General features: G+C 45.1%; 23 protein-coding genes and 1 pseudogene. 11 read left to right on the top strand and 13 right to left on the bottom strand.

Annotated features, from left to right (window positions below):
- Positions 1-89 precede the first annotated feature (89 nt).
- The 4 genes from VOR_RS0114845 to VOR_RS0114860 are packed head-to-tail and all read left to right on the top strand — an operon-like array spanning position 90 to position 2,455.
- Positions 90-437 (top strand): ArsC family reductase, encoded by a 348-nt coding sequence (locus tag VOR_RS0114845; protein WP_010320482.1) that lies wholly within the window; start codon positions 90-92, stop codon positions 435-437.
- Between the two features lie 16 nt (positions 438-453).
- Positions 454-1,587: a succinyl-diaminopimelate desuccinylase gene (gene dapE / locus VOR_RS0114850; protein ID WP_010320483.1), complete on the top strand. Its 1,134-nt coding sequence runs from the start codon at positions 454-456 to the stop codon at positions 1,585-1,587.
- 3 nt (positions 1,588-1,590) lie between these two features.
- Positions 1,591-2,274: a M15 family metallopeptidase gene (locus VOR_RS0114855; protein WP_010320484.1), complete on the top strand. Its 684-nt coding sequence runs from the start codon at positions 1,591-1,593 to the stop codon at positions 2,272-2,274.
- A gap of 1 nt (position 2,275) precedes the next feature.
- On the top strand, positions 2,276-2,455 hold the full coding sequence (locus tag VOR_RS0114860; protein WP_010320485.1) for a DUF2897 family protein: 180 nt from the start codon (positions 2,276-2,278) through the stop codon (positions 2,453-2,455).
- Positions 2,456-2,498: 43 nt separating this feature from the next.
- On the opposite strand, the gene bamC is transcribed toward VOR_RS0114860, so the two are convergent.
- Together bamC and dapA are read right to left on the bottom strand one after the other, a co-directional pair.
- A complete protein-coding gene (gene bamC / locus VOR_RS0114865) occupies positions 2,499-3,518 on the bottom strand; it encodes an outer membrane protein assembly factor BamC (RefSeq protein WP_010320486.1) in 1,020 nt (339 codons plus the stop codon).
- Between the two features lie 51 nt (positions 3,519-3,569).
- Positions 3,570-4,448 carry a 4-hydroxy-tetrahydrodipicolinate synthase gene (gene dapA, locus VOR_RS0114870; RefSeq protein WP_010320487.1) on the bottom strand — a complete coding sequence of 293 codons (879 nt, stop codon included), beginning with the start codon at positions 4,446-4,448 and terminating at the stop codon, positions 3,570-3,572.
- 282 nt (positions 4,449-4,730) lie between these two features.
- Here dapA and VOR_RS0114875 point away from each other — a divergent pair, with 282 nt between their 5' ends.
- Positions 4,731-5,273 carry a glycine cleavage system transcriptional repressor gene (locus VOR_RS0114875; protein WP_010320488.1) on the top strand — a complete coding sequence of 181 codons (543 nt, stop codon included), beginning with the start codon at positions 4,731-4,733 and terminating at the stop codon, positions 5,271-5,273.
- 13 nt (positions 5,274-5,286) lie between these two features.
- Entirely contained in the window at positions 5,287-5,754 is a 468-nt protein-coding gene (gene bcp, locus VOR_RS0114880; protein ID WP_010320489.1) for a thioredoxin-dependent thiol peroxidase, read from the top strand.
- 80 nt (positions 5,755-5,834) lie between these two features.
- On the opposite strand, the gene VOR_RS0114885 is transcribed toward bcp, so the two are convergent.
- The 3 genes from VOR_RS0114885 to VOR_RS0114895 form a co-directional block, all read right to left on the bottom strand.
- Positions 5,835-7,706 carry a methyl-accepting chemotaxis protein gene (locus VOR_RS0114885; protein ID WP_010320490.1) on the bottom strand — a complete coding sequence of 624 codons (1,872 nt, stop codon included), beginning with the start codon at positions 7,704-7,706 and terminating at the stop codon, positions 5,835-5,837.
- 209 nt (positions 7,707-7,915) lie between these two features.
- Complete coding sequence (locus VOR_RS0114890; RefSeq protein ID WP_010320491.1) at positions 7,916-8,992, bottom strand: AI-2E family transporter; 1,077 nt, start codon at positions 8,990-8,992, stop codon at positions 7,916-7,918.
- Positions 8,993-9,220, bottom strand: coding sequence for a sulfurtransferase TusA family protein (locus tag VOR_RS0114895; RefSeq protein ID WP_010320492.1), 228 nt, complete (start codon positions 9,218-9,220; stop codon positions 8,993-8,995).
- Positions 9,221-9,414: 194 nt separating this feature from the next.
- On the opposite strand from VOR_RS0114895, the gene bepA reads away from it, so the two are divergent.
- Genes bepA through VOR_RS0114915 form a run of 4 tightly spaced genes read left to right on the top strand, consistent with a single transcriptional unit; the run spans position 9,415 to position 12,249 of the window.
- Positions 9,415-10,872 (top strand): beta-barrel assembly-enhancing protease, encoded by a 1,458-nt coding sequence (gene bepA, locus VOR_RS0114900; RefSeq protein WP_010320493.1) that lies wholly within the window; start codon positions 9,415-9,417, stop codon positions 10,870-10,872.
- 23 nt (positions 10,873-10,895) lie between these two features.
- On the top strand, positions 10,896-11,246 hold the full coding sequence (gene arsC / locus VOR_RS0114905; RefSeq protein WP_010320494.1) for an arsenate reductase (glutaredoxin): 351 nt from the start codon (positions 10,896-10,898) through the stop codon (positions 11,244-11,246).
- Positions 11,243-11,815: an NAD(P)H:quinone oxidoreductase gene (gene wrbA / locus VOR_RS0114910; protein ID WP_010320495.1), complete on the top strand. Its 573-nt coding sequence runs from the start codon at positions 11,243-11,245 to the stop codon at positions 11,813-11,815. Before arsC ends, wrbA begins: the two co-directional genes overlap by 4 nt.
- 8 nt (positions 11,816-11,823) lie before the next feature.
- Positions 11,824-12,249: a DUF2069 domain-containing protein gene (locus VOR_RS0114915; RefSeq protein WP_029627254.1), complete on the top strand. Its 426-nt coding sequence runs from the start codon at positions 11,824-11,826 to the stop codon at positions 12,247-12,249.
- A gap of 101 nt (positions 12,250-12,350) precedes the next feature.
- On the opposite strand, the gene VOR_RS0114920 is transcribed toward VOR_RS0114915, so the two are convergent.
- Positions 12,351-13,496 (bottom strand): DUF8605 domain-containing protein, encoded by a 1,146-nt coding sequence (locus VOR_RS0114920; protein WP_010320497.1) that lies wholly within the window; start codon positions 13,494-13,496, stop codon positions 12,351-12,353.
- 189 nt (positions 13,497-13,685) lie between these two features.
- On the opposite strand from VOR_RS0114920, the gene VOR_RS0114925 reads away from it, so the two are divergent.
- Positions 13,686-14,945 carry a uracil-xanthine permease family protein gene (locus tag VOR_RS0114925; RefSeq protein ID WP_010320498.1) on the top strand — a complete coding sequence of 420 codons (1,260 nt, stop codon included), beginning with the start codon at positions 13,686-13,688 and terminating at the stop codon, positions 14,943-14,945.
- Between the two features lie 45 nt (positions 14,946-14,990).
- On the opposite strand, the pseudogene ybaK reads toward VOR_RS0114925, so the two are convergent.
- From ybaK to prfA, 7 genes and pseudogenes are all read right to left on the bottom strand, one after another.
- Positions 14,991-15,467 (bottom strand): annotated as a pseudogene (ybaK, locus tag VOR_RS18010) (Cys-tRNA(Pro) deacylase).
- Positions 15,468-15,573: 106 nt separating this feature from the next.
- Complete coding sequence (gene ushA / locus VOR_RS0114935; protein ID WP_010320500.1) at positions 15,574-17,235, bottom strand: bifunctional UDP-sugar hydrolase/5'-nucleotidase UshA; 1,662 nt, start codon at positions 17,233-17,235, stop codon at positions 15,574-15,576.
- A 362-nt stretch (positions 17,236-17,597) separates the two neighbouring features.
- Entirely contained in the window at positions 17,598-18,449 is an 852-nt protein-coding gene (gene kdsA / locus VOR_RS0114940; protein WP_010320501.1) for a 3-deoxy-8-phosphooctulonate synthase, read from the bottom strand.
- Between the two features lie 22 nt (positions 18,450-18,471).
- On the bottom strand, positions 18,472-19,281 hold the full coding sequence (locus VOR_RS0114945; protein WP_010320502.1) for a SirB1 family protein: 810 nt from the start codon (positions 19,279-19,281) through the stop codon (positions 18,472-18,474).
- Between the two features lie 18 nt (positions 19,282-19,299).
- The gene (locus VOR_RS0114950; RefSeq protein ID WP_010320503.1) at positions 19,300-19,683 is read right to left on the bottom strand and encodes a SirB2 family protein; all 384 of its coding nucleotides are present in this window, start codon (positions 19,681-19,683) and stop codon (positions 19,300-19,302) included.
- Positions 19,668-20,549: a peptide chain release factor N(5)-glutamine methyltransferase gene (gene prmC, locus VOR_RS0114955; RefSeq protein ID WP_029627256.1), complete on the bottom strand. Its 882-nt coding sequence runs from the start codon at positions 20,547-20,549 to the stop codon at positions 19,668-19,670. Before prmC ends, VOR_RS0114950 begins: the two co-directional genes overlap by 16 nt.
- Before the next feature lie 4 nt (positions 20,550-20,553).
- Positions 20,554-21,642, bottom strand: coding sequence for a peptide chain release factor 1 (gene prfA / locus VOR_RS0114960; protein WP_010320505.1), 1,089 nt, complete (start codon positions 21,640-21,642; stop codon positions 20,554-20,556).
- Between the last annotated feature and the right edge of the window lie 13 nt (positions 21,643-21,655).

Genomic DNA, 21,655 nt, shown 5'->3' on the forward strand with positions numbered 1-21,655 from the left:
GGGTATAAAAGCATCTCTGTTTTGTAAGCCACTGCGCTTCCTGATAGGATTTGACCATTAAAAAATAATGCGCCTTAGCAAGGATTTTTATGACGATCACTATGTATGGCATTCCCAACTGCGACACCATTAAAAAAGCACAAAAATGGTTAGAAGCTGCGGGGGTGGACTACCAATTTCATGACTACCGCAAACAAGGTATTGATGCCGAGCTCGTGGCTCAGTTTTGCCAAATACTTGGCTGGGAAAATGTACTCAATAAACGCGGTACAACCTTTCGTCAGCTCACGCCCTCACAAAAAGAGTCATTAGATGCTAACAATGCAGTGACCTTGCTGGTTGAACAGCCTGCTATGATCAAACGACCTATTTTATTGGTCGATACACATTACCATCTCGGTTTTAATGCTCAGCAATACGCTGCTATTTTCTCTTAATACAAGGATTTCAAGGATGACAGACAGCCCTGTACTGGCGCTCGCAAAAGATCTCATTAGTCGCCAATCAGTAACTCCTGAGGATGCAGGTTGCCAAGACCTGATGATTAAACGCTTACAAGCGCTAGGGTTTGAAGTGGAAACAATGGTCTTTGAAGATACCACTAATTTTTGGGCTCGCCGCGGCACTCAATCGCCTCTTTTTGCCTTTGCTGGCCATACGGATGTGGTTCCCGCGGGTCCTTTAGCGCAGTGGCATACAGCGCCGTTTGAACCGACTGTAATTGATGGTTATTTACATGGGCGCGGGGCGGCAGATATGAAAGGCTCGCTTGCTTGCATGGTTGTCGCTGTCGAGCGCTTTATTGAACAGCACCCTAACCATCAAGGCTCGATTGCCTTTTTGATCACTTCAGATGAAGAAGGGCCATTCATCAATGGCACCACTCGCGTAGTCGATACGTTAATGGCGCGTAATGAGCCAATTGAGATGTGTATCGTCGGTGAGCCATCGAGTACATTAAATGTGGGCGATGTGATAAAAAATGGCCGTCGAGGTTCAATTACAGGCGATCTACAGATAAAAGGGATTCAAGGACACGTTGCCTATCCTCACCTTGCTAATAACCCGATTCACCAAGCCTTGCCTGCGCTAGCCGAACTTGCGGCAATAAAATGGGATGAAGGGAACGCTTATTTCCCACCGACCAGCTTCCAAATTCCAAACTTGCAAGCTGGTACGGGGGCATCAAACGTCATCCCCGGTGAGTTTGACGTGCAGTTTAACTTCCGTTTCAGTACCGAGTTAACCGATGAAGAGATCAAGCGCCGCGTGCATTCTATCTTAGATGCCCATGGATTGGATTATGAATTACGCTGGACATTAAGCGGCCAACCTTTCTTGACCGATACGGGTTCATTACTGACTGCCGTCGTTAAAGCCGTCGATGAGGTGAACCACAAATCCCCAGAGCTATTGACGACAGGGGGCACATCTGATGGACGCTTTATTGCCCAGATGGGCGCACAAGTAGTCGAACTTGGTCCTGTTAACGCGACAATTCATAAAGTTAACGAGTGCGTTAAGATTGCCGATTTAGAGAAACTGACGGATATGTACCAAAAAACCCTAGAGAATTTATTGGTGTAATTCATGACTCCAGAGCAGTTGACCGGACAAACCGACTCCCATTTAACATCAGTACTGATTGGGCAGAAATCTTTCTTGGTTCACCCCGGGGTGATCCAAGATTTGCTCGATTTAAAGCAAGCGGCTGACGATGCTGGTTTTGATTTCCATATCGCCAGTGGGTTTCGTGATTTTGAACGCCAGTTGAACATCTGGAATCGGAAAATGTCAGGGCAAGCCGAATTACTTGATAATAACAGTCAACCTGTAAACCCTGCTCAGTTAAGCGAAGAACAAAAGATATTCACGATTTTGCGCTGGTCAGCGCTGCCCGGTAGCAGCCGCCACCATTGGGGTTGTGACTTTGATGTTTTTGATCGCAAAGCATTACCGACAGGTGTCACGCTCAAGCTTGAACCGTGGGAATATCTCTCAGGCCACCAAGCTCCTTTTTATCAATGGATGAAGGAGCATTTACCTAAGTTTGGTTTTTTCTTTCCCTACCAAGGAAAAAAAGGAGGTGTTGCGTTTGAACCTTGGCATATTAGCCACAAAACAGCGGCTAAAGACTGTCTTGACCTGCTGACGCCAAGAGTATTAGCGACACAGCTTGAAAACATGCCGCTGTTAGGTATGGAGACGGTACAAGAGAACTTAGATAGGATCTACACTCAGTACATTGTTAACATCAGCCAACCGGAGTCCTGATATGGAATTCATTACCAACCCTTGGGTTATCACCATTGTCATCTTAGCGGTGTTTATCGGTAATATTGCCGCGCTGAAATACACGGCTAACATGAAATTTGGCTTGAAAGGGAAGAAGAGTGATCTGGATAAACTCAACGAACTTGATAAGCACGAGAACTCAGATTCAGAGCAAAAATAAAGGGACTTTCGTCCCTTTATTTTTCATGGGTTCGTCATCACAATTACTGACGCCCGGCAATCGCCGACAGTACAGGCACCATATCTTTCAGCAGTTCTTCTTCCACTGGCTTGCCGGCTGAATTGGTCACGTTGATCGAGGTACGGTTGCCTAAATCACCTAACAAGAAGGTGTAAGTTCCACTTTTCAGTGAGATAGGTTTCACGCCAATATCTTGCCAAAAGGCATCGTCAGGTGCAGCGTATTTCGCTTTTATTGTCCCTTGAGATTGGTTGCGCTCTTCGAGAGTAAAGCCGATTTGCGGCATGAGATTAGGCAAACGTTGCCACAGAACATCGTAAGAGGTACGAGCAATAATGACAGGGAAACCACTACGGTCACTGCCCATAGTAATGGGGATCTGTTTAACCAAATGTTGAGCTTTACGCGCGGCTTCTTGACGTAGTTCGGTATCATAACGAGCCGTAACCAAATTAGTCATAAATGCGTTGTAACGCTCCTTATTGGTCGCGCTTACCGGCACATTTTTGCCCCCTTCACGCCAATCAGTCAACGAAATCTTAAAACCAAAACGATTATTTGCCATCACTCGTGAGATTTGATAGCGGCTACCAATCTCAACTTCTTCATCTTCGGAAATCCAAGTGACCCAATCCGTGTCAATCTGGTTTTCACTTTGAGCAGCAATACCGATGTTGCGCTCTTTCAGCATAGCTAAGGCGGTTTGCCACACCTTGTCGGCTTCCTCTTGCTTGATCATCCATAATGTCACTTCGCCATTTTGACGCTCTGCACGCGCACCAGGGATCAATTCTAAGACTTGTTGAGGAGGACGAATGTCCACACTGCGGCCAATACCACCTTGGAATTCACCTTCTGGTATTTGGTAGTTAAGATAAAACTGCGGGGTGGCTCCTTCTGGAAGTTGCCACTCTTTTAAAGCAGGGGTTTCTAAATAAGCAAAATCATCTTTTGCTTGGCGACGCTGAGAAGGGTTACCAGCACATGCGCTTAAAACAAAAACAGCTAGTGAACTAATAACTAGCTGATGAGTAAATTTCATTAAAACTCCTAGACTGCCGAGGAAAAAGCCTCGGCACAATATTGAATCGATTTAGAAGATACAAGCTTCGGCCATGGCTTGGGCAACAGTTGGTCGTGCTGATTCAGACAGTTCAGTCAAAGGTAGACGTAGATCACCATTTGTAATCAATCCCATTTTATGAGCAGCCCATTTCACTGGGATCGGGCTTGACTCAACAAACAACCCCTTATGCAAAGGCATTAAACGCTGATTAATAAGCTCAGCCTCATCGAATCGACCTTCTAATGCTAAGTGCATAATCTGCGCCATATCTTTAGCGGCAATATTATTCGTCACCGAAATCACGCCTTGTCCACCCAATTTAACGAACTCTAAACCTGTCGCGTCATCACCACTTAATAAGATAAAGTCTTTTCCACAAAGTTCACGATGCAGAGCCACTCGGCTCAAATCACCCGTTGCATCTTTTAAGGCGACAATCGTTTTAATTTCAGCAAGGCTGGCAACCGTTTCAGGGCGTAAATCCACCGCGGTACGGCCAGGTACATTATAGAGAATCTGTGGAATATCAGTCTCTTGAGAAATTGCTTTGTAGTGTTGAAATAAACCTTCTTGGGTTGGTTTATTGTAATAAGGAGTCACACTTAAACAGCCAGCAATACCTGTATTATTTAACAAACGGCTAAACGTTACCGCTTCATGAGTAGCATTCGTACCCGTTCCCGCAATCACAGGAATACGTCCTTCGGCAAACTCGACCGTTTTTGCGACAACTTTGACATGCTCTTCAACGGTTAGCGTGGCAGATTCACCCGTTGTTCCGACGGCAACAATGGCGTCAGTTCCGGCTGTCACGTGAAAGTCCACCAGCTTCTTCAAACTAACAAAATCAACCTCACCATCATGATTAAACGGTGTAATGAGCGCTACGATACTTCCTGAAAACATGTCCATCTCCCTAATCTGTTACTTTCTGCATGGTACTGTAAGGCGATTGAAAAACACAAGGGATTAAATTCGCTTAATCAGCCCATTTGGATGAATATTTATCAGATGTTAGAGGTTTAACAAACAACATCAATTAAGGGCAAACTTTATAGCGGATCTGAATATGTCGATGTCAATAACACGTTATTTTCAAGACGGAGTTCTTAAAAAGCCATTCCATCATCGTTCCTCTATAATTTAACTGTGATAACATGCCAAAAACGATAAAAGTGAAGCGATATTATGACTCAGCATCTAGTGATCACTGCCGTAGGGACAGACCGCCCGGGTATCTGTAATGAAGTGGTGCGTTTAGTAACGCAATCAGGCTGCAATATCATCGATAGTCGGATTGCTTTGTTTGGTAAAGAGTTCACCCTCATCATGCTGGTCTCTGGCAATGCAAACCACATCACACGAGTAGAAACGACTCTGCCTTTATTAGGTCAGCAGCATGATCTTATTACCATAATGAAACGTACATTACCTCATGATTACCAAGATAATGCCTATACTGCTGAAGTGTTTGTTGAGTCTGAAGACAAACTTGGCCTAACAGAGAAATTCACTCAATTTTTTGCCAATCGCAATATTGGAATGGCTTCACTAAGCGCGCAGACAATTCACAAATCTAAACTACGCCTTGATCACGACCAATTTCACATTGCCATTACCGCCAGTGTCGATTCAGGGTGTAACTTAATGCAACTACAAGAAGAATTCGACAGTTTATGCAAGACACTGGATGTGCAAGGTTCGCTCAACTTTATAAAAAACAGTCAATAAAAAAGGAAGAATAATGAAAACGCTTACTGCAGGCACGCCAGCACCTGCTTTTTCACTTTTAGATCAAGATGGAAATACCGTTTCCCTTGCTGATTTCTCAGGGAAAAAGGTGTTGTTCTACTTTTATCCTAAAGCCATGACACCAGGTTGTACTGTTCAGGCTCAAGGCCTTCGGGATGTAAAAGCAGAACTCGATGCTCACAACGTAGTGGTACTCGGAGTCAGCACCGATCCCGTGAAGCGCTTAGGAAAGTTCATTGAACGTGATCACTTAAACTTTACTTTATTATCCGATGAAGACCACATGGTTGCTGAGCATTTTGGCGTATGGGGTGAGAAAAAGTTCATGGGCAAAGTGTATGATGGTCTACACCGGATTAGCTTTTTAATTAACGAGCAAGGTATCATTGAACAGGTTTTTGATAAATTCAAAACCAAAGATCACCATGAAGTGGTACTTGATTATCTAAACGCCCAATAATCAAAACTCGACTGAATAAAAAATGCCAGTTCTTAATACTGGCATTTTTGTAACACGACTAATCAAAAGTTGATGTGTAATTACACAATGAACTTATTGAGCAGAGCATCTTGCTCACGAACGTTTTCCGTTTGAACCTGCATTGCGATATTGGCTTCTTCAGCAGATTGTGCCACTTGCGTCGACAAATCTTTAATCTTCACGGTATTGGTGTTGATCTCTTCAGCCACAAGGCTTTGCTCTTCTGCCGCAGATGCAATTTGGATATTCATGTCCGAAATCACTTGTATCGCATCACGAATACGGTTCAGTGCCGAATTTGCCGTTTTCGCTTTATTCACCGCATCGACAGCCGTTGTTTTACTTTCATTCATAGCCGAAGAGACAGAACTCGCCCCTGCTTGTAATTGCTCAATCATACTGCGAATTTCGGTGGTCGATTGCTGAGTGCGTTGCGCTAGTGTTCGCACTTCATCAGCAACAACGGCAAAACCACGGCCAGATTCACCCGCTCGAGCCGCTTCAATCGCCGCGTTTAAGGCAAGCAAGTTAGTTTGATCAGCAATGTCATTAATTACTTTCAAAATGGTTTCAATATTCCCCGTCGCGGACTCTAGGCCTTTCACCTCTTCCACCGCTTGGTCAATGCTGGCCGATAAATTGTCGATCGACAATGTCGTTTCACTGACCACACTTGAACCATCTTGCGTTGCTTCATCGGCTTCTTTCGCCGCTGCTGCTGCACCTTGCGCATTATTGGCAACTTCTGTCGATGTCACTGCCATTTCGTGCATTGCAGTTGCTAGTTGCTCTAACTCTTGTAACTGGGTGCGCATCGCTTCTGCTGACTCATGAGCACCTTGCACCGTAAGCTCGGTACCACGCATGATCTCTTCACCAATCGCTTTTGATTGCGTGATCTGCTTTTGCAGCGTCTCGGTAAAGGTATTGAACCCTGACGCGAGCTGAGCAAACTCTTGGTCTGTATTGGTATCCAGACGTTTAGTTAAATCCCCCTGCCCTGAGGCAACATCTTGAATCGCTTCGTTAAGCACGCCCAATGGACGAATTAACACTTTAATCAGTAGTGTCAAGCCAATCATACTTAACACAAGCCCAATTAATGTATAGATAATAGAACTGTTGCGTAACACGTCGATAGCATTAAAAGCGATCGATTCATCGACAATCGCACCGATGTACCAGTTCTCACTTGGAATATGAGTGAAGCTAACGAGATACCGGGTACCATCAATTTCAATCTGTTGGTCCCCCTCTTTCAGAGTCACTTGTGGCAAATAAGTCGACAGTTTCTCACCGTTATTTTTGGTGTCTGGGTGGGCAATCGTCGCCCCATCACCTGAGACGATAAAGAGGTAACCTGCATCAAATAAATTAATAGAGTTCACCAATTCAGCTAAACCCGTCAATTCCATATCGTAGAACATGGCACCAGAAAATCGACCTTGATCGTAAATAGGCGTACCAATAGAAATGATCACATTTTTGGTAGAAATATCGACATACGGCGCTGTAACGATAAGATTTTTCGATGCTTTAGCATCCACAAACCAAGGACGCTTACGAGGATCGTAGTCACCGCTGGGTTCCCAGCCGTCATCATTCTCAACTACTTTGCCATCGGATTCATACCCTAACCCTATAGCTAAAAAGCTTTTTTTCAATTTCGGCTTTTCAAGAATATTTTTAACGTAATCCCGGTTGAGCGGATCAAGCTCAATCACTTCAGTCGTCGATTGAGCCAAGGTTTTTTTACTTTCCATTTCAGAAACAATAGTGTTTTTGACCCCAGACTCCATCTCATGCAAGCTTTGGGTTACTAGAGATTCAATTTCCGAGCGAACGATACTCAGCTGCTGGATAGAAATAAGTGAGACAGTAACAAGCAGAAATGCAGAAGAAGCTGCAACTATTTTTTGGCTAAACTTCATAAGTATCCCTCATAGATGCCAAATTAATTATCATTGTTGTGGTTATAGTTGGTTATCGACAAGTTACAAAAAATCTATAGCTTTTTTTACACATCCACTCAGTTTAGTCTAATCAATATTCACTATTTGGCAAAAAAAAGCCCAAACGGATCACGGTTTGGGCTTTTTTTGGAATGATGTGTGCTATCAGTTAATCACATTAAACGATGCTAGGGAGATTCAACTTCAACAACAGGTTCATCAGTGCTGGGCAAAGCATGCCATACTGCTTTTACTAGAGTGGCAAGAGGAATTGCAAAAAATACGCCCCAAAACCCCCATAGCCCACCAAAGACTAACACCGCGACAATGATAGCAACGGGATGTAGATTAACGGCTTCAGAAAATAGAACGGGAACCAATACGTTGCCATCCAAAGCTTGGATGATGCCATAAGCAATTAATAATGTGTAAAACGGCGGCGTCATGCCCCATTGGAAGAGACCAACGATGGCAACTGGCACTGTCACAGCGGCCGCGCCAATATAAGGGATCAAAACCGATAGACCCACAGCCACAGCAAGCAACACCGAATAGCGTAAATCAAGAATGGCAAAAGTGACGTAACTGATACTGCCGACAATCAGTATTTCTAACACTTTTCCACGGATGTAGTTTGAGATTTGTTGGTTCATCTCTTGCCATACTTTAGCAGCGAGTTTACGGTTGCGTGGCAACAACCCACTGGTCATTCGCAACATTTCATTCTTATCTTTCAATAAAAAGAACACCAGCAACGGCACTAAAATGAGATAGACACCCAAGGTGGCTAAACTTACAAGAGAAGCAAGTGACCCTTTAACGACACTTTCCCCCATACCTAAAGCCTGATTCTTCGCATTACTTATTACAGACTCAACAATCTGTAAGTTATCGAGTTCTGGATAACGTTCAGGAATACTTAAAATAAAGGTTTGTAATCCGCTGTACATATTAGGGATGTCATTAATTAAATTACCAACCTGCTTCCAAATGGTTGGAACTAAACCAAAGATAGCCAACAGCATCAAACCAACAAATAGCAAAACAACCAAAATTACAGAAACTGTCCTAGGAAGCCCAAAACGGCGCAATTGCATCACTGGCCACTCCAGTAAATATGCAAGGACAATCGCGACTAACAAGGGCGCAATCAAATGACCGAAGAAATATATCGTTATAAAACCAAAAAATAGGATAGCAACCAGACTAACGGCATGCGGATCAGAAAAGCGTCTTTGATACCAACGAGTTACCATTTCAAACATTTAATCGAGTTCCTTAATTACTTTTAGCCAAAAATAGCCGGGTGACGTGTTCCACTGGCAACGAAAGCCATGAGCAGACAAATATTTTTCTATATCCTGTCCTGAGCTGACGTCGTTGAGCCAAATGTTTAATACCTCACCCAAAACCAATTGAACAGTGTGACGCTTCGCAAGTAATAAAGCCATCGGACAACGCTGCTGGCGTAAATCCAGAATATTTGGTTCCATTCTTCTGCTCAATGCTTAATATAGGCCTGCCATTGTATCGAGTTTTGACTGGCATGCCAGTGTTTATCGATACTCAAACACCGGCTGGCTTACTCTTCTCTCTCTACAATTTTTGGCCGCTATTTTGAGTTGGAAACCAATTCACACATTCAATGTCATACAGACAAGAAGATCACGGAATATCACTGACGAATATGAAGTTTAAACGCGCTCGATCCTTACTTTGCCTCTGTATTGCCGTGGCGATAAACGCCCCTTCTTTGAGCTATGCCGACACCATAGAGCTACCGAACATTGGGACGGTAGCAGGTTCGACCTTGACGATTGATCAAGAGCTGATTTATGGTGATGCTTATATGCGTATGCTGCGTAACAGTCAGCCGATCGTCAATGACCCGGTGATAAACGAGTACATCGATAGCCTAGGACATAAATTGGTTGCCAACGCCAACGATGTAAAAACACCGTTCACCTTTTTTATGATCCGCGACCGCAACATCAATGCGTTTGCCTTCTTTGGCGGTTATATTGCGTTGCACTCTGGGCTGTTTTTGCATGCACAAACAGAAAGCGAACTCGCTTCTGTTATTTCACACGAAATTGCTCACGTCACGCAGCGCCATTTAGCACGCAGTATGGAAGACCAAGCCAGACGCTCACCAGCAACCATCGCCGCATTGGCGGGCTCGTTGCTACTTGCTATTGCGGCACCGGAAGCAGGCATTGCTGCCATTACAGCTACCACTGCAGGCAGTATGCAAAGCCGAATAAATTATACGCGCAGTAATGAAAAAGAGGCCGACCGATTTGGCATTGCAACACTAGCTAAAGCGGGTTTTGATGCTCAAGCCATGCCAAGGTTTTTTGGCCGCCTCGCCGATGAATACCGTTACGCGAGTAAACCGCCACCGATGCTACTGACCCATCCGCTGCCAGAAGATCGGATTACCGACAGCCGTGAGCGCGCCCAACACTACCCGCTTATGCGCCTTCAACCTTCGTTGGATTATCATTTAGCACGCTCGCGAATTGTTGCTCGCTATGCTGGAATTGATAATGAAGCCGCTCTTGATTGGTTTAAGCGTGCGGAGAAAAAAGAAAATGCAGCTCTCATCCCAGCCTTCCAATACGGTAACGCCTTGGTCTATCTCGATAGTAAGCAACTCGAAAAATCACAGGCAATTTTATCAAAACTGGTTGCGCAAGACCCGACAAACAATTTCTATCTTGATGCGATGGCCGATCTTTATATCGATCTAAATCAAGCGGATAAAGCGCAAACCTTGCTAGAGAACGCGCTCAAACAAAAACCGAACAATCCAACCTTGACGATTAACTATGCTAACAGCTTGTTAAAACAAGATAAATTATCTGACGCTATTCGAGTATTACAGCGCTACACCCATGACAACCCAAATGATCCCAACGGCTGGCATTTACTCTCAGAAGCGAGTATCAGCATTGGTAATAGCCAAGAAGATCTCGCCGCGCGAGCAGAGCTTCTAGCGCTCAAAGCCAATTGGAATAAAGCGATTCAGTATTACACTCAAGCGAGCCAACTTGCGAAACTTGGCAGCTTAGAACAAGCTCGCTACGATGCACGCATTGACCAATTGATGGTGCAACGAGACCGATTTTTATCACTCCAATAATCACAATACAACGAGGAGAAGTTATGTCAGTCGTGATTTATCACAACCCGAAATGCTCAAAAAGTCGTGAAACTCTGGCACTGCTGGAAGACCGCCAGTTAAAGCCACAGATCATCAAATACTTAGAGCAAGCGCCAACCATCGATCAGTTAAAAACCTTGTATGCTCAACTCAGGCTACAGCAGGTTCGTGACATGATTCGCACTAAAGAAGAGCTCTATAAAGAACTTGGCCTAAATGATGAGGCACTTACTGATGATCAGCTGTTTTCCGCCATGGCCGCGCACCCTAAGTTGATTGAGCGTCCCATTGTTGTCGCCAATGGTAAAGCGCGCCACGGCCGTCCACCAGAGCAAGTGCTTGAGATCTTATGAGTATTAAAGTCGTCGTACTTTATTACAGCAAGCACGGTTCAACACAAGCGCTAGCACGGCAAATCGCACGCGGTATTGAAGCGCAAGGTGCTGAAGCAATCCTACGCACAGTCCCTGCGCTAGACAGTCATGCCGAGCAAGCAGCCGATCCTTACCTTACACTGGATGAGTTAAAACAGTGTGATGGCTTAGCTTTTGGCAGCCCAGTTTGGTTTGGTAATATGGCCGCACCATTGAAACACTTTTGGGACCAAACGACTCCTTTATGGATTAGTGGTGCATTAATCGATAAACCCGCTTGCGTGTTTACCTCTTCATCTTCTTTGCATGGCGGTCAAGAGAGTACGCAACAGAGTATGATGCTGCCACTGATGCATCATGGCATGCTAATGGTTGGCATCCCTTATTCAGAGCCTGCATTGCATACCACAACCGCTGGAGGCACACCATATGGTGCAAGCCATGTCGCAACACACTCGTCACAGCTCACTACGCACGAAAGTGAACTGGCTAAAAATTTAGGAAAACGGCTGGCTATGCTCGCCAGCCGATTAAAGGACAGATTATGACGGCAGATATGATGCCACGTACTAAACAGTATCGATGGCTAGCTTTACTGAGTAACTTATCCTTGATTATATGGGTTGTTTTATGGCAATTTTCGCTCTCTCCTCACCCTCATCTTAATCATCTTGCATTGGCCATTGCATGGGTTATCCCACTACTTTTACCATTACCGGGAATTTTGGCCGGAAAACCCTACACTCACGCCTGGGCTAACTTTGTTTTAATGCTCTACTTTCTACACGCATTGACGCTGATTTATGTTGATGGAGGGGAGCGCTGGTTAGCGGTAGTGGAACTGCTACTGACGTTTGCCGCTTTTGTCGGTAATACCTTGTATGCTCGCCATCGCGGTAAAGAGCTCGGACTGAAACTCAAGCGTCTATCCGAAGTCGAAAAGCAAGAGAAAGCCAATTTTACCCACGATAACCAAGCATAGAGTTAATCCATGACAGGATTGCCTATCCTCCTCATGCAAAAAGAGCCCTGATGGGCTCTTTTTGATTATCTCAGCATTTGTTCAAGGGGTGACTGAGTACTTTACGCTTGCCACTCAAAAGAGAGCACTCGCTTCACTGGTTCAGTGATGGCCTGAGATAATGACGGTTCAGGTGTGACTTGCAAAGAGCCTGACTCCACAGCAGAATCATCAACCTCTGCTGCTGGGGTAGGCTGTGTTGGCACACTCTCTGGCTGTGGGTCGTCAATTTTAGCGACTTTGCCCATGCGTAGCACTTCTTGCTCAAACTCGGACTCTGAAGCCAACAAATGCACTTCGAAAGTAATTTCCTCACCTTGAATCTTGAGAATGTCCAAAGAAGCAACAGAGCTTAAGCGCTTCAACTTATTTTCTAAGGTAAAGAAATCCATTGCATCATCAATCGGGCTAAAACGAGCAAGCAGCGAAGAAGAGGATTCACTGGCCACGATAACCGAGCTCTTTCTTGCATAGTAATCACTCAATTGATCGACCATTTGTTCAATGGCATCGTCACCAGACGCTTGACCAGACAGTGGCGCTTTCGTCGCTTGTGCCATTTGAGCGGCGGGTTGATCATACAAACTCCAACGCACACCATTACGTTGCGCTCTAATCACCAATACTGCATCGGTTGGATAACGTTGGCTAGCCATGCTGATCGGTTGCACGAAACCGCCCCACAAATCCGATACTTCCACACCGGTAATATCATCAAAATCACCCACAGGTACTGTGATAGGCAAACCGCGAGTTTGAGTCGCGTCTTTAAGCTGTTTTAGCGTACTGCTAACAGAGTGTTCCCATGCAATGCTGCGCTCGTAACCTGACTCTTCAATCAACCAAATTAAAACATTAGCTCGGTTTTCAGGCCAAAATGGCAATTGAGCTTGAGTTAATAATGTGCGGATATGCGGTGCGCTAAACCCCATAACAATCGAAGATTGCGCCCCATTTTGACCATAACTGATTTGCGCTAAATATTGCGAATTCTGCCTTAAAGCTTTTTGAATCACCTCATTGTTCACCGCATTCCTATCACCCGAGGCTCGAACAATGACTTCGCTCATCCCTTTAATCCGAGCATTCGCATCGGCATTATCTTGCTGCTGATCAATCACGACTTCGGTATGGTATAAGTCGACCTTGGTTAAGGCATAAGCAGGGAGCGTGAGCAAGCCCATCACCAACATAGCTAAATAGCGCATACTGTTCCTATGATCTGTTTTGTGAACGTCGATGATAAGCAACTATCCGGTCCGCGGCAAGGAATCCACGGCAGAGTTCGATGATAATTCCATCAACATTCGTGACTTTATTTGATCTAGTTTCAATGGCAATCGTTTGCAAAAGTGATAGAATCCCGCGAATTTTTATTTTGCTTCAGGGAAATCATGATGAAAAATGCCATCCAAGGCGCACAAATGCTCTTCGTCGCATTTGGTGCACTGGTTCTTGTCCCGCTGTTAACTGGGCTTGATCCTAACGTTGCACTATTTGGCGCCGGTGTCGGTACCCTTTTATTCCAACTTATTACTCGCCGCTCTGTCCCCATCTTTCTTGCTTCTTCCTTTGCCTTTATTGCACCGATTATGTTTGGCATCCAAACTTGGGGCGTCGCCTCGACGATGGGCGGTTTAGTGGCTGCTGGTTTTGTCTACATACTACTGGGAGCGATCATCAAAGTCCGTGGCGTCGAAATCATCCACAAAATTTTACCTCCTGTGGTCGTTGGCCCGGTGATTATGGTGATTGGCTTAGGCCTTGCGCCTGTTGCTGTAAACATGGCGCTAGGTAAAACCGGAGATGGTTCGGTACAACTGATTAGCTCAGATGTAGCGATGTGGATCTCTTGCGTTTCACTGTTAACCACCATCACGATTAGCGTTTTTGCCAAAGGTTTTCTCAAACTGTTGCCGATCTGCGGTGGTATTTTTGCAGGCTATCTTTTGGGCCTCTATTTTGGTGTAGTGGATTTTACTCCTGTTACGCAAGCGGCTTGGCTGTCAATGCCGAACTTCACTTTCCCTGAGTTCAACATCAACGCGATCTTGTTCATGATCCCAGTTGCCATTGCTCCGGCAGTCGAACACGTGGGCGATATGCTCGCGATCTCAAACGTCACTGGAAAAGATTACATCAAGAAACCTGGGCTACATCGCACCATTGCGGGTGACGGTGTTGCCACCATCGCAGCCTCTATGCTGGGTGCGCCACCAAACACTACATACAGCGAAGTGACGGGTGCTGTAATGCTGACGAAAGCCTTTAATCCAGTAATCATGACTTGGGCTGCGATCACCGCGATTGTATTAGCATTGGTTGGTAAGCTGGGCGCGCTACTGCAAACCATTCCAATTCCCGTAATGGGCGGCATTATGATTTTGCTGTTCGGTTCAATTGCAACGGTTGGCCTAAACACACTGATTAAAAATCATGTCGATCTTCACAAGTCTCGCAACTTAGTGATTGTGGCAGTGACATTAGTGTTTGGTATCGGCGGCATGGCCTTTGGTATCGGAGAGTTTAGCCTACAAGGTGTCAGCTTATGCGGTATCGTAGCCATTATTCTAAACTTGATCCTTCCTAATGACTTAGGAGAAAACCATGTGGTGGATAACGCCCAGATGGAAGAAGAGATCAAACTGAAGAACTAATTTTGCCAGTCAATCCGGCCTCAATCGAGGCCGGATTTTCATTCTCTATTCTTGGCACAATTCAACAAACTCACCTCGCGTTAATAACGCAAGATCGCTCGGTGCCAATTCAATCTCTAAACCGCGTTTACCTGCACTGACACAGATGGTCGATTGTTCTTCTGCGCTGAGATGAATGAAAGTCGGTAGTGCTTTTTTCTGCCCAAGCTGGCTAATGCCACCGACCACATAACCTGTGGTTTTTTGCGCTATGTCTGGATTAGCCATTTCCGCTTTTTTCGACTTAGCCGCTTTGGCCGCACGCTTTAAGTTTAATTTTTGATCAACAGGAATAATCGCGACAGCGAGATTTTTCGGCTCGCCATTTAAGCAAAACAGCAGTGTTTTAAACACTTTTTTCGGATCTTGTCCCAAAACCTCAGCCGCTTATAAACCATAACTGCTGTGATTAGGATCATGTTGATATTGATGGAGAGTGTGAGGAATTTTTTTCTTTTTCGCCAAATCAATCGCAGGTGTCATCGTGCTTATCTCAAAGTAACCGTTAGTGCCAATAAAAAAGCGATGCCTAAGCACCGCCTTTAGTTAAAATGATTGCTCACAATGAGTCAAACTCTTTATCGCACTATCACTTATAGACAATTTCGCCCGCTGGCGCATATTGGTTCACATCAATTGGACTGTGTGCTTCGAGGTAGTCTTTCAATACTTCCGCGTCCACAAAGCCTGTATTGACATAACCTGGGTGATCGGAGATTTTTGGATAACCATCACCACCAGCTGCGTTGTAACTAGGCACGGTGAAGCGATACGTTTCGTCCAAACGGAGCTGCTTATCACCAATAAACACGTTCGATACCTTACCATTGGCCACTGTCATCGAAATCCCCGCGAATTGTACATAAGCGCCAGAATCAACAGGTTTGGTCGCCACTTCATTGAGGTAATCCAACACTTCAGCCCCGGTCATATCGGTATAAGTGAGAATATTGGCAAAAGGTTGTACTTTGAGCACATCTTTATAAGTGATTTTTCCTGCATCAATCGAATCGCGCACGCCACCAGAATTCATCACCGCAAAGTCGGCTTTTGCACGTTCCATATGAGAAAGTGCAATCAAACGGCCTAAATTCGTTTGCTGGAAACGCACAACGTTGCGATCCCCTTCTAACTTGCCATTACTTTGTGCAATGACCACATTCAGTTTCTCTTGACCTTGTTCTTGATATGGGCGCAAAAAGTTAAGCATTTCTGGATCTTCAGCAATTTGCTCTTGAATCAGTACGCGCTGGCTCTCTCCATTCACGTTCACCTTTTTCTTCAGGTTCACTGGGATCAAGTTATAGCTCACCATATTCAGTTCACCATTACGGAATTCGTAATCCGCACGGCCAACATACTTACCCCATTCATGCGCTTGCACTATGTAAGTACCGTTTTGCATATCAGGCTTACATTCATCTCCCGGATGGAAGTTTTTCTTCACCACATTAGGGCCTTCCATGCAGACAGGCTCTTGAGAGTGACCGCCGACGATCATATCGAGCGAACCTTCATCCAAGTATCGTGCAAGCGCAACATCACCCGGTGCATTCACACCACGTTGACCATTTTCATAATGGCCCATGTGGGTAACGGCAAAAATAAGGTCCGGCTTTTCCGTTTTCTCAATTTCTGCGATCAGTTTTTTCGCTTCTTCTTTTGGATCTCTAAACTCAATACCACCAATGTATTCAGGGTTGCCGATTTTAGCAGTATCTTCGGTCGTTAAACCGATAACCGCTATTTTCACGCCCTGTTTATCAAACATTTGGTAGGCTTGGAATAGACGTTTTCCGGTCGATTTATCGTAAATGTTGGCCGACAGCATTGGGAAATTCGCCCACTCTTTTTGCTTAAACAGCACCTCGAGCGGGTTATCGAATTCATGGTTACCTAACGCCATTGCATCATAACCAATCTTGCTCATGCCTTTAAAATCAGGCTCTGCATCTTGCAGATCAGATTCAGGAACCCCAGTATTAATGTCACCACCAGAAAGAAGCAATACACTGCCGCCCTCGGCTTCAATTGCAGAACGAAGATCGTCGATCAGCGTTTTACGCGCCGCCATACCATACTCGCCATATTTGTTTTGCCAGAAACGACCATGGTGGTCATTGGTGTGTAATACGGTCAGTTTATAGGTCGTATCTTCTTTCCACTCGTGAGTGGGTTGAGTTGCGCAACCCACAACGGCTGTAAGAATAGCCGCGCTGATGGCTGTTTTTAGAATAAAACGTTGTTTCATTTTCATACCTTTTAACTTAGAAAATCCACTGCTTGTGAGACGGCAATCATGGTCAACTTTGCAAACACAAAATCAAGCCATATCGATAAACTTGACCCAGTTTAAATTAACATCCTAAAGGTGACAGATTGATTTCATATTTATGTAGAATTGATCACTATAAAATCAATTCAAAAATGTAACGGTTCCTACGTGTTACATATGAAATTTCAACCGATCACAGGCAATCGTTTCCTTTCGTCGAGACGGAAAAACCGAGGAAAAGTGAGCGCATAGCCAAGATAAACAGGTTTTGGAAAACATTCGATAAAATTTGACCACCTTACGGTGGTCAAAATGTGAGTGATAGATGAAATAAGAAATCAGCGGATATCGATATGTGCAAAGCTCTTAATCAAATCGTCTAACGCTTTCATTTGAGCAAGGAAAGGCTCCAGTTTATCCAAAGGCAGCGCCGATGGACCATCACAACGCGCTTTGTCTGGATTTGGATGTGCTTCAATGAATAGGCCCGCAATCCCGGCAGCAAGACCTGATTTTGCTAACTCAACTGTCTGCTCACGACGCCCACCAGAAGCTGCGCCAGAAGGGTCACGCATTTGCAGTGAATGGGTCACATCAAAAATAATTGGGCTGCCGTTTGATGCTTTTTTCATCACACCAAAACCCAACATATCAACGACCAGATTATCATAGCCATGGCAAGCACCACGTTCACACAAAATCACTTTGTCGTTGCCGCACTCTGCAAATTTTTCTACGATATTGCCCACTTGACCAGGGCTCATAAATTGTGGTTTTTTCACGTTGATCACTGCACCTGTTTTCGCCATCGCTTCGACAAGGTCAGTTTGACGAGCAAGAAACGCTGGCAGTTGAATCACATCAACCACCTCAGACACTGGCTGAGCTTGAGCTTCTGTGTGCACGTCAGTGATGATTTTGACGCCAAAGGTCTCTTTTAGCTCTTGGAAAATTTTCATTCCCTCTTCCAAGCCGGGGCCACGATAAGAGTGAACAGAGCTGCGGTTTGCTTTATCAAAAGAAGCTTTAAACACATAAGGGATGCCGAGTTTATCGGTCACTTTCACGTAATGCTCACAGATTTGCATCGCTAAATCACGGGATTCAAGGACGTTCATTCCAGCAAACAGAGTAAACGGTTTGTCGTTAGCAACGGGAATATCACCCACGTGGACGATTTTTTGTTCCATTTTATTCTCTCTCATTTAGCGGTTAATGCAGCGTAATAGCTTCAAAGCTTAATGCATTAACTTGATTTTTTAATAACTCAGCCGCCGGATCATTCGGACAATGCTCAATAAAGTATTGATAATCGGATAAGGCAATTTGGTGACAATCCAGTTGCTGATAGATAAAGCCGCGATCGCGGATCTCATACGGATCATCAGGAACAAAAGTCAGCGCTAAATCAGTACAACGCAGCGCTAAGGTATAACGCTCTTCTCTTAATAGTGCGCTCTTTAGTAGTGCCAGCCAACGACCGATCACCGTCGGATTATCTGTCACTTGCAAATGACTCGATTTAAGCTTAGACAAGACCCCTTTATGCCCAACTAACCACGCTTGTAGTGTATGTAATGAGACGGTTTCACCAGTAAAAGGGTTAATATAAATCGGTGATTCATCGCACCAATGCAACTGCAATAAAAACTGTGTGGGAAAGGTAATACCTTGTAAAGTAAAGCCTAGCTTGCGCGCAAAATAGAGCAACAGCGCACCTAAACTGACGGGAATACCTTTGCGGTGCTGCAACACTTTATCGATAAAGGCATTACGTGAATCAAAATAAGCATCTCTGTCACCGCGAAAACCCCATTGTTGGTAAAACAGACGCAACAACGCTTCGAAACGCTGTTTTTCATCCTGTTCATTAGCTAACTCGTGTTTTGCTTGTGTAAGCAAACGGGCCAACTCTTGGCGTGCCCATTCATCCTCAGTTTCAGGGTTGACGGCCTTGTTTAAGATCAGCGCCCCTTCCACCAATTCCATTGCATCAAAATCTTCATCGAACCATTCAAACATAATGCCGCTCGGATGCTGTTAGCCTAAAAACATAGCCGTTTTTACGATGGCGATTTTTCCCGCCATAGCAAGCCAACCTAATGCGCCCAAAAAAGCAAAGGTACGCAACAGATTATTCCTACCCAGTTTGAGCGCAAAGAAGCCCAGCGCAATGTACGCCATCACACAAGTCAGCTTCTCAGTTAACCAAGGCGCTGCTGGGGTAAATGGGATAAAACCAGACATCACAATCAACGCGATACCCGATAACAACAACAGCGAATCGTTAATATGAGGAAAACGTTTCAAAAAAGGGTGTTGCAGCCATTTGGAATCCATCATCATCAAGGCATAACGTACCGACAACAATAGTGCACTGATCGCAATGGTCAGTAGATGAAAATGTTTTAATCCTTCGTACATGATGCTCTCTCTTCTGAGTGCGAATATTGACCCAATGTAACTCGGTCATTGCCCGCATAATCCTTTTCTGTCACTACATGGTGATAACCGAGTGACTCAAATAACGCTCTGACTGCCGCTCCTTGATCATAACCATGTTCAAACAGCAGCCAGCCTTGTTGCTGCAAATAGTGTCGCGCATTCTCTGCAATGTGTTTAATGTCAGCCAAGCCTTTGTCTTTGGCCACCAGCGCACTTAAAGGCTCAAAACGTACATCCCCTTGCGTGAGATGGGGATCATTTTCTTCAATATACGGTGGATTGGAGACAATTAAAGCAAACTTTGTACCGAGCTTTAAAGGTTCAAACCAACTGCCTTGTAAAAATGTGACATTGGTAATAGTTAAACGCTGCGCGTTTTCCAACGCTAAAGCTTGCGCTTCTGGGCGTAAGTCGATACCAACCACATGACGTTCAGGTAGCTCGGACGCTAGCGCTAATGCGATTGCGCCAGTTCCTGTGCCTAAGTCCAAAATATCCCCTTGCGTCTGCTGGCTTTTTTCTAACGCAATTTCAACCAAACGTTCAGTATCCGGCCGAGGAATTAATGTCGAAGGCGAAACTTTCAGTGGCAGCGACCAAAACTCACGTTCCCCAACCAAATAGGCCACAGGCTCCCCCGTCACTCGACGCGTAATCAACGAGCAAAATTGCCGCGACTGCGTTTCGTTTAAGGTCTTTTCAGGCCAAGTCAGCAGATAAGAGCGTGGTTTATCCAGCACATGGCAAAGCAGCACCGCCGCATCCACAGAAGGCGAATCGCTGCCGCCTTCTTGGAGCTGGTCAATCGCGGCTTTCAACGCGTCATCAATACGAGATAACATCATGGGATCAGTGTTGATCGGCAAGAGCGGCAAGTTGGTCTGCTTGATATTCTTGAATGATTGGATCAATCAAGCTTTGCAGATCCCCTTCCATCACTTCATTAAGGCGATAGATGGTTAAGTTAATACGATGATCGGAAACGCGACCTTGCGGGTAGTTGTAAGTGCGAATACGGTCGCTACGATCACCAGAACCCAGTAGGTTACGACGAGTATCGGACACTTCGGCTGCACGCTTCGCTTCTTCCGCTTGTGCAATACGAGCGGCCAATACGGCCATCGCTTTGGCTTTGTTTTTGTGCTGTGAACGCTCGTCCTGACACTCAACTACCGTACCTGTTGGTAAGTGGGTAATGCGGATAGCAGAGTCGGTGGTGTTCACGTGCTGACCACCCGCGCCCGATGAGCGGAAAGTGTCAATTTTCAGATCGCTAGCTTTAATTTCTGGAATTTCAGCTTCAGGAATTTCGGGCATGATCGCGACGGTACAAGCGGAAGTATGCACACGACCTTGAGATTCCGTGGCCGGAACACGCTGTACGCGGTGACCGCCTGATTCAAACTTAAGCACACCGTAAGCGCCATCACCACTCACTTTAGCAATCACTTCTTTATAGCCGCCATGCTCAGCATAACTAGCGGACATAATTTCGATACGCCAGCTCATTTTCTCAGCATAACGGCTGTACATACGGAATAGATCGCCAGCAAAAATGCCCGCCTCATCACCACCCGCCCCTGCACGAATTTCTAAGAAGCAGTTACGATCATCGTTCGGATCTTTTGGTAGCAGCAGAATTTGCAATTCATCAGTGAGACGTTCAATCGTCGCTTTGGCCGCTTTTATTTCCTCTTGAGCCATCTCTCGCATTTCAGCATCTTCGTCTTTGGTCATCTCTTCCGCGGCAACCAAATCTTCTTGCGCTTGTTGGTAAGCTTGGAAGCATTTAGTGACTTCCTCAAGCTGAGAGTACTCTTTTGACAAAGTACGGAATTTATTTTGATCACTAATTACGGTAGGCTCGCCAAGCAGGCGCTGAACCTCTTCGTAACGCTCAACAAGGGATTCAAGCTTAACTAAAATCGACGCTTTCATAGTTTCTTCTTTA

Origin of the sequence: Vibrio ordalii ATCC 33509 (genome assembly GCA_000257205.1) — a bacterium.
GTDB classification, from domain to species: Bacteria; Pseudomonadota; Gammaproteobacteria; order Enterobacterales; family Vibrionaceae; genus Vibrio; species Vibrio ordalii.